This window comes from Paraburkholderia nodosa DSM 21604, assembly GCF_000519185.1.
Classification (GTDB): domain Bacteria; phylum Pseudomonadota; class Gammaproteobacteria; order Burkholderiales; family Burkholderiaceae; genus Paraburkholderia; species Paraburkholderia nodosa.
Window position 1 is genome coordinate 152,389 of the sequence record NZ_JAFA01000010.1, and the last position, 12,630, is coordinate 165,018.

Annotated in this window: 13 protein-coding genes; 8 read left to right on the top strand and 5 right to left on the bottom strand. The window is 63.2% G+C overall.

Annotated elements, in window-relative coordinates; all coding sequences use genetic code 11:
• Positions 1 to 22: 22 nt before the first annotated feature.
• The 7 genes from A3CW_RS46620 (at position 23) to A3CW_RS0117090 (ending at position 9,903) form a co-directional block, all read left to right on the top strand.
• Positions 23 to 511, top strand: a complete 489-nt coding sequence (locus A3CW_RS46620) for a MaoC family dehydratase (protein ID WP_035513187.1) — start codon at positions 23 to 25, stop codon at positions 509 to 511.
• Positions 508 to 2,202 carry a PHA/PHB synthase family protein gene (locus tag A3CW_RS0117060; RefSeq protein ID WP_028204648.1) on the top strand — a complete coding sequence of 565 codons (1,695 nt, stop codon included), beginning with the start codon at positions 508 to 510 and terminating at the stop codon, positions 2,200 to 2,202. Before A3CW_RS46620 ends, A3CW_RS0117060 begins: the two co-directional genes overlap by 4 nt.
• Positions 2,203 to 2,475: 273 nt before the next feature.
• Positions 2,476 to 4,392 carry an NHL repeat-containing protein gene (locus tag A3CW_RS0117065; protein ID WP_028204649.1) on the top strand — a complete coding sequence of 639 codons (1,917 nt, stop codon included), beginning with the start codon at positions 2,476 to 2,478 and terminating at the stop codon, positions 4,390 to 4,392.
• 94 nt (positions 4,393 to 4,486) lie between these two features.
• Positions 4,487 to 5,128, top strand: coding sequence for a PadR family transcriptional regulator (locus A3CW_RS0117070; RefSeq protein ID WP_028204650.1), 642 nt, complete (start codon positions 4,487 to 4,489; stop codon positions 5,126 to 5,128).
• A gap of 2 nt (positions 5,129 to 5,130) precedes the next feature.
• Positions 5,131 to 6,498 carry an FAD-dependent oxidoreductase gene (locus tag A3CW_RS0117075; RefSeq protein WP_028204651.1) on the top strand — a complete coding sequence of 456 codons (1,368 nt, stop codon included), beginning with the start codon at positions 5,131 to 5,133 and terminating at the stop codon, positions 6,496 to 6,498.
• Between the two features lie 1,827 nt (positions 6,499 to 8,325).
• A complete protein-coding gene (locus A3CW_RS0117085; RefSeq protein WP_028204653.1) occupies positions 8,326 to 8,907 on the top strand; it encodes a hemerythrin domain-containing protein in 582 nt (193 codons plus the stop codon).
• Between the two features lie 234 nt (positions 8,908 to 9,141).
• Positions 9,142 to 9,903: a YoaK family protein gene (locus A3CW_RS0117090; protein WP_028204654.1), complete on the top strand. Its 762-nt coding sequence runs from the start codon at positions 9,142 to 9,144 to the stop codon at positions 9,901 to 9,903.
• A gap of 37 nt (positions 9,904 to 9,940) precedes the next feature.
• On the opposite strand, the gene A3CW_RS0117095 is transcribed toward A3CW_RS0117090, so the two are convergent.
• From A3CW_RS0117095 to A3CW_RS0117105, 3 genes are all read right to left on the bottom strand, one after another.
• Positions 9,941 to 10,237 carry an H-NS histone family protein gene (locus A3CW_RS0117095; protein ID WP_028204655.1) on the bottom strand — a complete coding sequence of 99 codons (297 nt, stop codon included), beginning with the start codon at positions 10,235 to 10,237 and terminating at the stop codon, positions 9,941 to 9,943.
• 118 nt (positions 10,238 to 10,355) lie between these two features.
• The gene (locus tag A3CW_RS0117100) at positions 10,356 to 10,685 is read right to left on the bottom strand and encodes a hypothetical protein (protein WP_028204656.1); all 330 of its coding nucleotides are present in this window, start codon (positions 10,683 to 10,685) and stop codon (positions 10,356 to 10,358) included.
• An 83-nt stretch (positions 10,686 to 10,768) separates the two neighbouring features.
• Complete coding sequence (locus tag A3CW_RS0117105) at positions 10,769 to 11,362, bottom strand: J domain-containing protein (protein WP_028204657.1); 594 nt, start codon at positions 11,360 to 11,362, stop codon at positions 10,769 to 10,771.
• A gap of 197 nt (positions 11,363 to 11,559) precedes the next feature.
• On the opposite strand from A3CW_RS0117105, the gene A3CW_RS52360 reads away from it, so the two are divergent.
• Complete coding sequence (locus tag A3CW_RS52360) at positions 11,560 to 11,727, top strand: hypothetical protein (RefSeq protein WP_154677963.1); 168 nt, start codon at positions 11,560 to 11,562, stop codon at positions 11,725 to 11,727.
• A gap of 58 nt (positions 11,728 to 11,785) precedes the next feature.
• On the opposite strand, the gene A3CW_RS0117110 is transcribed toward A3CW_RS52360, so the two are convergent.
• Both A3CW_RS0117110 and A3CW_RS54560 read right to left on the bottom strand, forming a co-directional pair.
• Positions 11,786 to 11,983, bottom strand: coding sequence for a hypothetical protein (locus A3CW_RS0117110; protein ID WP_028204658.1), 198 nt, complete (start codon positions 11,981 to 11,983; stop codon positions 11,786 to 11,788).
• A gap of 81 nt (positions 11,984 to 12,064) precedes the next feature.
• Positions 12,065 to 12,358, bottom strand: a complete 294-nt coding sequence (locus A3CW_RS54560; RefSeq protein ID WP_051481527.1) for a phasin family protein — start codon at positions 12,356 to 12,358, stop codon at positions 12,065 to 12,067.
• Positions 12,359 to 12,630: the final 272 nt, after the last annotated feature.

The window sequence follows — 12,630 nt, forward strand, 5'->3', positions numbered from 1 at the left end:
CACCATTTTCTTAGGATCACGTATGAACGATATTGCAGGATACGACTTCGAAGACCTCGCACCAGGGATGAGCGCGAGCTTCGCCAAGACCATTACCGACGCGGATATCGTGCTGTTTGCCGGCGCTTCGGGCGACAACAACGCCGTGCACATCGATGAAGAGTTCTCGCGCAAAACGCCCTTCAAGGGACGCATTGCGCACGGCATGCTCAGTGCAAGCATTATTTCCGCGGCCATCGCCGGCCGCTTGCCCGGCCCCGGCACGATCTATCTCGGGCAGAACCTGCGTTTCAAGGCGCCGGTCAGGCCGGGCGATACGGTGCAGGCGACGGTGACGGTGCGCGAACTCATTCCAGGCAAGCGCCGGGTCGTACTGGACACCGTTTGCACCGTACAAGGCAAGGTGGTCATCGACGGCGACGCGCTCGTCATGCCTACTTCGCGCGCGGATCGCGCCAGCGAAGCACGTTGCGCAGACGCTTCGACGAATACCGCAGTGGAACCGGCATGAGCAATCACTTCAATATGCCCGACGAGGTCGCGCACGGATTTTCCCGCTCGGCGAAAGACTTCCTGAACGCATTGGCCGGCACCCCGGCAAGCGCAGCCGTTGCGCCGGCTGTATTGCATGAAGCCGGCGCGCGCTACTGGGAACAGCAGTGGGCGCTGTGGACGAACATGCTGAACCCGCAGGCGGCAGCCAGTCAGGCATGCCGCGACCCACGGTTTCGGGCGAACGAATGGACCAGCAACGTCTGGTACAACCTGCTCCGCCAGAGCTACCTGGCCAACGCGGGCCTGCTCGAAGACATGGTCGGCGCGACAGGCTATGACGAGAGCGAAAAGCACAGGCTGCGCTTTTTCATGCGCCAGTTCATCGATGCGGCGAGCCCCACCAACCATGCCGCGACCAATCCCGAAGCGATCCGCACGGCCATCGAGTCGAACGGCGAAAGCCTTCGTATGGGCATGACCAATCTGTTTGGAGACCTCGCGCGCGGCGCCATTACGATCACCGACGAAGCCGCCTTCGAGGTGGGTCACAACGTTGCCGTGTCCAAAGGCGCGGTGGTCTTCGAGAACGCCCTGTTTCAGCTGATCCAGTACGCCCCGCTCGGCACGCACGTAGCAAAGCGTCCTTTGCTGATCGTGCCGCCTTGCATCAACAAGTTCTATATCCTCGACCTTCAGCCTGAAAACTCGTTTGTGCGCTTCGCCGTCGAGCAGGGACAAACGGTCTTCATGGTGTCGTGGCGCAACCCCGGTGCGGAAGCTGCACATACGACCTGGGACGACTATCTGGAAACGGGCGTGATGCAGGCAATCGATGTGGCGCTTGCGATCAGCGGTGCGGACAAGGTCAACACGGTAGGCTGGTGTGTGGGCGGAACGATCCTCTCTTCGGCGCTTGCGGTGATACGCGCGCGCAAAGAAGAGAAGGTTGCGAGCCTGACGCTTCTGACGACCATGCTCGACTTCACCGATCCGGGCGATCTCGGTGTGTTCATCGACGAGCAAACCGTGTTGCAGCGTGAGCGTTCGATAGGCAGTGGCGGCATCTACCCGGGGCGAGAACTCGGCTTCGTGTTCCAGATGCTGCGCGCCAACGATCTGATCTGGCCTAATGTGATCAACCACTATCTGAAGGGAAAGAGCCCGGCGGCGTTCGACCTGCTCTACTGGAACGCCGACAGCACCAATCTGCCCGGCCCGATGTACACCTGGTACCTGCGCAATATGTACCTCGAAAACAACCTGCGCGAGCCCGGCAAGCTCACCATGTGCGGCGTGCCGGTCGACCTCGGCCGCGTCGACATGCCGGCCTATGTGCTGGCGACCCAGGAAGATCACATCGTGCCGTGGAAATCGGCGTGGCGCAGCACCCGGCTTCTTGGCGGCGAAACCCAGTTCGTGCTGGGGGCGAGCGGACACATCGCCGGCGTCATCAATCCGGCGACGAAGAACAAACGGAGCTATTGGGTCGACGGCGGGGTCGACGGCGTGAACGGCAATCGTGAAAGTGACGCCGACGGATGGTTCGCTTCCGCGCAGCAGAGTTCAGGCAGCTGGTGGAATCACTGGATCGCGTGGCTACGGCCGCATGCGGGTGGTCAAGTCAAGGCGCGCACGAAGCTGGGAAGCACGAAGTTTCGGCCGATAGAGTCCGCACCGGGCCGTTACGTCAAGGCCCGGGCGAATTGAGTCCACGCGCACGAGTAGTCATGGCTCGTGCTACGTTTTCCTGATTACCTCCCGTTGACCCAATACACGCTGATGCGCACTGAATGATTCGCTGCGCATCCTTTATCGAAATCCATGAACGGGTTGAAACGCTGAACGCGATTTACTGACTACACTCCAGATACACGCGCTCACAGAGCACGACCTCCCGATTGCGGTGTGCCTTCATTATCGGTCACTTTATGCGCCGCGATTCACGCCATCGCGGCGCGATGTCTATGGGAACCCCAGCGCATGTTCAACAACCGGATTCGCGCCGCATTGCTGGGTCTTTTCGTCACTGCAATTGCACCTGCCAGTCATGCGCAATACACGACTGACTGGCTCGCCAACAGCTTCGGCACGCTCGCCGCACACGTCGGTAACGGCGCGCGCTCGTTGTGGGTCGCGCCCGAGGGTGTCATCTATACGTCATCGCGCTGGGACGAAAACGCGGGCGGCGTCGCGCTCTATCAGAACGGCGCAACGCTCGGCACCATCGGCGCGCACGACGAGTTCCAGGGCAGTGCGATCACGGGCAACGCGACGTCGATCTTCGTCGCGCTCGGTTATAGCCGGGCGTTCGGCAGCGGATCGGTGGGCCGCTACAGCCGAAGTTCGAAAACACGCGACCTTCGCATTGCCGTGAGCACGTGGACCGGCATCCAGAACGCGGACGTGATCACCGGCCTCGCGACAGCGGGCACACTCCTCTACGCCAGCGACTATTACGGCAACCGCGTACGGGTGTACACGACCGACGGCGTCTGGCAGCGCGACATCGGCGTCCAGCAACCCGGCGCACTCGCGGTCGACGGTGCGGGCAACCTCTGGGTCGCGCGCGCAAACGCCGGCGTGATCGCGCAGTTCAGCCCGGCTGGCGCGCCGATGAACACGATCCAGATGGCCGCGGGCGCCCGGCCATCGGCACTCGATTTCGACGCACCGACGAGCCAGCTGCTGGTTGGCGACGAGGGGCCCGACATGAACATCAAGTGTTATGCCCTGACCGGGGTGCCGGCGCTGGTCGGCACGTTCGGCGTGCAGGACGGCTATCTCGACACCACGACGGGTATCAAGGGGCAGGTCGGCGACAAGCGCTTCACGCGCGTCGCCGGTATCGGCAAAGATGCCGCCGGCAATCTGTACGTGCTCAACAACGCATGGGGCGGCGACTGGGACCTCGGCCGCAACGGCAGCACCGATATTCATTCGTACAACTCATCGGGCACGCTGCAGTGGACCTTGCAGGCACTCAACTTCGAGGCGATCGCGGCGCCCGACCCGGCAACCGATGGTGCGAACTTCTACAGCGGCAACAACATCTACGCGGGGACATCGGGCGGCACGTTCGTAGCCAACACGATCGATCCGTTCAGCTGGCCGGCCGACCCGCGCCTGAACATGAACGACTATCAGCGCGGCCAGCTGTTCGCGCAACTCGTGGTGGTGGGCGGCAACCGCATTCTCGTCGCCTCCGGGCAGAATCCCGACACCTTCAACTTCTTTCATTTCCAGCCGTCGAGCGGGTACATTGCCATTCCCGACGGCTCGATCCCAGGCAAGGCGTTCAATACGAATACGAAGGTGACGGGCGGCTTCGCGATCGACGGCAATGGCGACGTCTGGGCCGGCCTCGACCGGACCAACCAGATCTACCACTACCCGCTAACCGGCTTCGACGCGAACGGCAAGCCATCATGGGGAGCCGTCAGCGCGATCCAGATCCCGCGGACCGTGCGCCCGCTCACGCGCATCATCTACCAGTCGGACAGCGACACGATGATCCTCGCGCAAGGCATTGCCGGGAGCTGGGACTGGACAGCCATGAACGGACACATCGAGATCTATCACGGCTGGAAAGCGGGCAACATGAGCGCGCCGGGCCCGGTGATCGATCTCACCAGCGCGAATCCGAAATCGATCGCGGCGGCGGGCCACTACCTGTTCGTGGGCCATGTGCATACGGTGCCGAATATCGACGTGTTCGACCTCGACACTGGCAGTCTCGTCACGACATTGACAAACTCGAACCCGTCGGCGATGGATGTCGGCAACGACGTGGATTCGATGTACGGCATTCGCGCGTACCTGCGCTCGACCGGCGAATACGTCGTCACGAAAGACAATTACAACGGATCGAGCGTCGTGGTCTATCACTGGCACCCGTGACCCCTGTCCTTGAAGGAACTAGCGTGCTTGCGCGCCGCCTTGCATTTCCGCGCATCTAGTCATAATATAACTAGACACAAAGTTACTAGCCGCCATGCTCCGACATTCGCCGCTCGCCCTCGCCGTTCTCGCCATGCTGACCGAAGCGCCGATGCATCCCTACCGGATGCAGCAGCTCATCAAGGCGCGCGGCAAGGACGAAGTCGTCAACGTGCGGCAGCGCAACAGCCTCTATCAGACGATCGACAGGCTTTTGCGCGGCGACCTGATCGCCGTGCGGGAAACGGAGCGCGACGGCGCGTTTCCCGAACGCACGATCTACGAAATCACCGACGCCGGGCGCGACACGGCCCGCCTGTGGCTGCGCGAGCAGCTCGCACAGCCCGCGCGCGAATTCCCGGCGTTCCCGGCGGCGCTCTCGCTGCTGCCCTTGCTGCCGCCCGACGACGCCCGCCGTCAACTCGAAACGCGCGTGGCGGCCCTCACGCGCGAACTCGCCCGCATGGACGCGTTGTACGCGAGCGCCGAGGCGATGCAGGTGCCGCGCCTGTTCCTGCTCGAAGGCGAACTCATGAGAGCGACGCTCAAGACCGAGCTCGACTGGGTCACGAGCGTCGTGGGCGACCTGAAAGCCGGCCATCTCACGTGGAGCGAGCCCTGGCTGCGCGAACTCGCCGAGCGTTTCGCACCGCCGTCGGACGCGCCTGCCGCCCGCGAATCATCGAAGGAGAAATAGCCATGTCGAACGTCAGCCCGCACACTCCGCTCTCGGTCATGATCATTGGCGCGGGAACCGGCGGCCTGTGTCTCGCGCACGGCCTGCAACGGGCCGGCATCGACGTTCAGGTGTACGAACGGGATCGCACGCGCGTCGACGGTCTGCAAGGCTATCGCGTCGGCATCGATCCGCACGGTCTCGCCGCATTGAAGGCCGCGCTGCCGCCTGAACTCTTCGCTACGTTCCTCGCCACCTGTGCGCGCACGCCACGCTACTTCAACATGCTGACGGAGCGCATGTCGGAGCTGCTCTCGGTCGGGATCGGCGCAAGCGAGATCGACGGCGGGAAGTCCGTGAGCCGCATGACGCTGCGTCAGGTCCTGCTAACCGGCCTCGAAGATCGCGTGCACTTCGACAAGACCTTCGTCGAATACGAGCAGCACGCCGATGGCCGCGTGACTGCGCGCTTTGCCGACGGCACGAGCGCGAGCGCCGATGTGCTCGTCGGCGCGGACGGCGCGCGCTCGAAGGTGCGAAGGCAGTTGCTGCCGCACGCAAGGCTCGAGAACACCGGCATCGTGAGCATCGCGGCCAAAGTGCCGATGACCGAAGAAAACCGCGCGCTGCTGCCGCCCAAGGTACGCGACGGCATTACGCTGATCTCGGCGCCGAAGGGCTACGGCGCGATCATCCACGTGATGGCGTTCAACTGGGACCGGGGCGGCGCCAGGTCCGGCGTCGGCGGCAACGACGCCGCGTTGATCGAACGCTGGCCGGGCCTGCTCTACGACAACACACGCGACTACCTGATGTGGGGCGTGTGGGGTGCGCGCCGCAACGTCCCCGCCGACCCGACGAAGCTCGAAGCGCCGGCCCGGCTCGCGCTCGCCATGCAGATGACCGACGGCTGGCATCCCAATCTGCGCGCGTTGATTCGCGCGTCGGACCTCTCGACCACTTTCGCCCTGGACGTGCGCACTTCGGTGCCCGTCGAGCCCTGGCCGGCCTCGAACGTTACCGTGCTTGGCGACGCGATTCATCTCATGACGCCGGGCAGAGGCGTCGGCGCGAATACCGCGCTGCGCGATGCGCAACTGCTCGGCTCGCAACTCGTGCGGGTAGCGCGCGGCGAGCTGGCGCTAGTGGATGCGATTGCCGGCTATGAAACGCAGATGCGACGTTATGGCTTTCACGCGGTGGCCGAATCGCGCAAACAGTTCGACGAGCGCGACGCAATACATCGGCCCATTGTCGGACGCTTCGCGCTCGGTGCGATGCGCACGGCAATGCGCGTCGTCAACAATGTGCCGCCCCTGAAGCGGCGCATGATCCATTCGGAAAACCGCCTTCGCGGCAGCGAAGAAGAAAACACAGTGGCTTCGCATTAGGACACGCTGCCGGGCCTGACCCCGCTCAGCTATGGACGTAGCCGACTTCCCGCTTAATTAAAAGCGTTTATTGAAAGCGCTTTGTTTGCCCGAACCAACGCCATTCGCTAGCATTTCTTCGCCAACCTGGCCCATCTCAGCTGCTAGCCCGGACAATCCACCTATAGGCTACGTCGTTTACCGAGCCTGCAAATCATACGAATGGCATTGATTCGCAATGCGAATCAAGTGAGCGAAGACGTGGCCTTCCAATCGCCGTATCCTGCAGCGATACGTCATTGCGTTCCGTTTATGAGTAGCGGAGTCGCAATGAAGATAGTTCTTCTGAACAACTCCGACGACACGCACCGGGGGAGCGCGTTGCGGCACATCGCTTGCGCGCCTCTTTAACCAACGCGCGGAGCGGATTTGCGCGGGCAAGTCGGGCGTTTGAAGCGGCTTGCGCGAAATAGGGGGGGAACGATGAACCGATCAACGAAGCAGACCGTGGTATGGGTGCTCGCTTTGGCCCTGTCGGGTGCGGCTTATGGTGCGGCCGGTGGCAATGGCGGTGGCAATGGCGGGGGGAACGGCGGCGGTAATGGTGGAGGCAACGGCGGTGGTAACGGCGGAGGCAATGGCGGCGGCGCGGGTGCGGGTGCTGGTGCTGGAGCGGGCGGTGGCCACGGCTCTGGGTCGGGCTCTGGGTCGGGCTCTGGGTCAAGTTCAGGATCAGGCTCTGGGTCAAGTTCGGGATCAGGCTCAGGATCAAGCTCGGGCTCCGGCGCAGGTAGCTCTGGTGCCGGTAGTTCCGGCGCGGGTAGCTCCGGTGCGGGCAGTTCCGGCGCAGGCAGCTCCGGCGCAGGCAGTTCCGGTGCAGGCAGTTCCGGTGCAGGCAGTTCCGGCGCAGGCAGTTCCGGCGCGGGTAGCTCCGGCGCAGGCAGTTCCGGTGCGGGCAGCTCTGGTGCAGGCAGCGCCGGCGCAGGCAGCTCCGGTGCAGGTAGCGCCGGTGGAAGCAGCGCCGGTGGCAGTAGCGCTGGTGGCAGTAGCGCCGGTGCAGGCGGTAGTTCGAGTGCGGGTAGCTCCTCAGGTAGCGCGAGTGCAGGCGGCCCCGGTGGACCTATGGGCCGCGGCAGCTCACCAGGTATGAGTGCACGGACGGCCATGGTCGAAATCGTGCCGCCTCCTCCACCGGCGCCGATCGTAAGCGCACCGGTGACAAACGCATATAGCCCACCGCCGCACGCGCCCGACTCGGATTATCGTCCGAATGCGTTGGTGATACCCACACCAGCCCGGAACGACAATGCCCCGCCACCGAGTGTGACCACGTCGGTCCGAGGCACAGCCAGCGGGGCACCCACCGCGCCGGTTGCGAACTACGCGCCGCCGGCCCCGGCCCCTGTTGCGGTCGCGAGGCGAGCTGCCGCGCCGGTTGCAAACGACTACGGTCCGCCGGGCGTGGGCGGCACGGGCAGCGGCCCGGGTCGTGCGCGGGCTGCGAACAACTATGGGCCGCAGGGCGCGGGCGGCGCAACCAAAGCGGGTTTCGCCGTGGATACGGGCGGGTATGAACCGCCAATTCTGACGCCGACGAGCACGCCATAAACGCATTCAGGCTCTCGCGCGACACATCGCTTCGGTATCGGCACGGTGACGCATCGCCGTGCCGAAATCCTGTGTGGCAGCGCCGATGAGCGGCCCGCACCGCGAGCACAAATTGACAAAAATCAATGCATCTTGAAACGCCGGGCGCATAGTGAATCAGTCGCGGCTGACCACGCAGCGCCGTCCCCACTCGCACCGCTCCCTTACTCCAGGTCGGCCGCTCCTCTCACGGAGCCCGACATGGAACTCGCCACCCGACGCAGTGCGACACAAGTCATCTTGATCGAACACCGCCGCCTGACGAGCATCGTCAGCGGCATGCTGCACGTGGTCGATGGCATGGCGTCCGGCTTCGGCCTAAGCAGCGCGATGCTGATGCGGGCGATGCTCTACTACATCAACGAATTCCCCGAGCAGGTTCATCATCCGAAAGAGGAGCAATACCTGTTCGCGCGGCTTCGAGCGCGCGCCGCAGAATTCGACGCGGTCATCGGGGAACTCGCGCGCCAGCACGAGGAAGGCAAGCTGCGCGTTCGCGCGCTCGAACGGGCGCTCACACGGTATGAACTCGCCGGCGCCGACATGCTGCCCGCGTTGCGCGAGGGCGTGTATGGTTACGCCGACTTCTACGCCAATCACCGGCACCTGGAAGAGTCCGTCATCCTGCCCGGCGCGCAACGTTATTTGACCGTATCGGACTGGGTGGAGATCGACGAGGCGTTCGGCGCGAATCGCGATCCGTTCGAGAGTCTGGAGACCGAGGACAATCTCAACGATCTTTACAGATTGATCGTCCAGACGATGCCCGAATCGCAAGCCTGAACGACCTCACCGCACTGCGCATCGTGGATCGCCGCCCGTCCGGCCTTGCTGACGCTCGATCGAGACCCGGGGCGTGCGCGAAAAAGACATGTGCAAGCGGATTACACGAATTCGCGACAACGTGGCGAGCCCTGCGGCAAACAACCGCACCCCCAGCGCCACGTGGCACTGGGCCGTGGAATCAGTCCGCGTCGTACACTGTGCGTTTCGACGCTCGTAGCCCGGAACGCCGTCGTGCCCATTCACTATCTGCGCAGCTTCACCTCTGTCGAACGCACCGAGCGGGCCAACCTGCGGCTCGGCCGTGCGCTGGCCTGGGTCGCGGGCGCAATCAATGCCGGCGGGTTCCTCGCCGTTGGGCAATACACGTCGCATATGTCGGGCATCGTCTCGTCGCTTGCCGACAGCACCGCGCTTGGCGATAGCGGCATCGCGTTGTCCGCTATCAGTTCCGTCCTTGCCTTTGCGAGTGGCGCCGCGACGTCCGCCATTCTGATCAACTGGGGACGCCGCCGTTGCGCGCGCAGCGTCTACGCGCTGCCGCTCCTGCTCGAAGCCGCCCTGCTCCTTTGCTTCGCCGCGCTCGGCGCGAATCTCGGCATCCATCGCGTTCTCTTCGTGCCGCTGACGGTGGCTGTGCTCTGTTACATCATGGGCGTGCAGAACGCCATGATCACGAAAATCTCGCACGCCGAAATCCGCACGACGCATGTGACCGGCATCGTGACAGACCTGGGAATCGAACTTGGGAAGGCGCTCTACTGGAACTGGGGCGTGCCGTCTTCGGCGTCGCATCACGTGGCGGCCGATATGCAGCGCGTACGCGTACTCGGCTCCCTGCTCGGAATGTTTTTACTTGGCGGAACGCTAGGCGCCGTGGCTTTCCGGCATTTTGGATTTGCCGCGGGCGTTCCCTTGTCGATGCTGCTGGTGATCCTGGCGAGCGTCCCGGTCACCGACGATTTGCGTCGCCTGCCGCTGCGCGACCTTTTTTGACGAATACATCGGTCGCCGGCGGCCAATACCCGCCAACTCACTCGCTTATCAAAAACCGGTCGCGATTCTTCGCGTCCTTGATCCAGTTCGGCGCGCGTCCCCTGCCGGACCAGGTCGCGCCGCTTGCGGGATCGCGATATTTCGGTGGCGCCGCGCTATGCGAAAGCCCCGACCTGCCGCGACGACTACCAAAGATGTCCTGCTGCGTGTACCCGAATTCGGCCACCTTTGCGCGGATATCGGCGAGAACCGTCTCGAACTCCTGCTGACGGGCGATGGCCGCCTGACGCTCGAGTTCCGCGAGTTGCGCCTTCAATTCCTTGTACGTTGCCACGAATCGTCTCCTGCGCGTGGACACCATTCGCTAATCATAGTGGCTTTCGCTCACGCCCCCTTCCAACGTGATCGCACGACTATTGCCGCGGCAAAAGCAAGCCCACGCAGCATACCGTTCAGGCCGTGACGAAGACGATTGCCCCCCCATCGGCAACCTGGGCGAACAACCGTACGAAACGATAGCTTTGCGCCTGGATAGTCAATTCGTTGAGCCCTGAGCGCGTGCCCTCCAGTATCGCCCGGGCCACCGGCTCCGGAATCGCGCCAAGGTGCGCCCAGTCTTCCTGCAGCAGCGCGGGATCGCCCAGATAGACCTCGTTTCTCCCGCCAGGCGTTCGAACGAGAATCAGGCTTCCCCCCTTGTCGAGCGCAATCTCCAGGTACTCGGACAAGGTCGCCAATGCCTCTGTGTCGACATCGCGGGCGGCATGTGAGTTCGAAGTCATAGGGTAGCCACGCTGAGTAGTATGTCGATCACTATCGTACCCCCGCTCCTGCCTGTTCGGCGCATTTTGGCAGCGGGACGCGTTCAGGGGTGTAACCCGAACATACCGTGCCAGATCGCACTAAAGAGGTTGGCGTGACGGCGATCGTCGGACTTTTGCGACTCCTCGTCGCCTGCGCCGTGCGATGAAGACGGCGGCGCAGCCTCGTCCGGCTCCGCGGCATTGCGCGGCGTGGCGTTGTCCGCCTGTCTCGACAGGTGCAGCGCGACTGCGCCGTCGGCAATGCGCCCGGCCAGTTGGGACTCGCAATCGCCGGCCAGCAGTGCGCCGAACACGACGTCGCGGTTGTAGCCCTGCTCCGCGAAGCGCATGGCCACGCTCACGTGCCGCGCATAAGCCTCCTGACGCGCCGCCTCCTGCAAGCGCGCCTCTTCTTCCCGCTCACGGACCATACGCCCCATCTCCTTCGCATAGACCGCGTCGTAGACGCCGCGCTGCGCCGGATCGGAAAGAATCGCGTAAGCCTCCTTGATCTCCTGGAACTGCGCATGAGCAGCGGCTTCGCGTCCCATATTACGGTCGGGATGCGCTTTCATCGCGGCCCTGCGGTAGGCCCGCTTGATGTCCGCGTCGCTCGCGTCGTCGCTTACGCCCAGCAAGTCATACAACGTCGCCATGGCTCGCACAAATTGAAGTGAGATGCGGTCGATCGTAGCATGTCGTCCGCATATGCATCGCACGTGCGATGGCCATCGCCAGCCGGCAATCGATCAATTATCCTAAGCAAACGGGCAGCGCATAGCGAAATCCGCCCGCGCCGCCGGCGCGCAGCACCGGGTTCTCAGCGCCGAACCCGCGTCCAGCGACACCACTCGTGGTGATCGAGATTGCGCAGCAAATCGGCCCTGCGCCGTTCGCGCCGGTAGTGAGCGGTGACACCAACTGCGGCTATTACGAGCACGATCGTGCCGGCAGCCATACCCAGCCAGGACTGGTCCACGTCAGCCTCCTCGGATCCATGCGGATCGCAACCCAATTGTGAGCAACGCACTCTGAATATAGCCGGTCCGTGTGACAGACTATGCGGCCTCGACCGCCAATCAGCGTACGCGGGCAACCGCTCTCAGGAGCGCATCGCCCTGAGGCGTCACGCGGGGCGTAGGGAAGCCGGATTCGGGCGTATCGACGATGACGAGGTGAAGATCGCGAAGCGCACCGAGTTCCTCCCGGTCTGGCTCGATCCGCCCTGGCGCATTCTTTATCAGCATCAACGTGGCAAGTTCGTGGGGGCTCAACATGTTATTTCCCTCCCGCTTGATCCTGTTTGATCACGCTTCTTCGCGACTGCGAGCGCACTCGCCGCGCAAACGCGATGCGAGCTACCGCAGCTTCGCCGCAGTCTCCGACGCGATGTCCATGCATGCGCGCGTGTACCCGGCCGCCTGCAAAGCAGCCCACGGCAATATCCCGACCTGGCTGCGGACAAATTGCTCGGGCGTCTGTGCGGACAACATGCCTTCGAAGTGCAGTTGCGACCCAGCGAATATCGCCCTGCAAGTCGCAAGATTCAGGCGTGAGAGTTCACAAAAACCATCGAATAGATGACCAGTCAACGTAGTGAACTTTGCGGCCGACGATTCGCTTCCCGCCGCCGCGAATTTTTGATTAGACATACTAATTTAACCCCCGTGCATTTCATCAATCATTATGTCTGTATCGACCGCGTTTGATGTATGGCTTCTCAACGCGAGTGGCGTTGCTCATTCAGAAGCGAATGCCGGTGTCGATCTAGAGCCTTGATTCTAACTTTGTTAAATCCGCCTCATGAATGCTAGTTGAGTCAGGAGTTTCCCCAATTCATTACGCAGACGGGTTCACCCCGAAGTATGGCGGCGGTAGAGGTCGAACAGGCTTGCGAAAAGCTGACTTGTCAGCCTGGATCCCA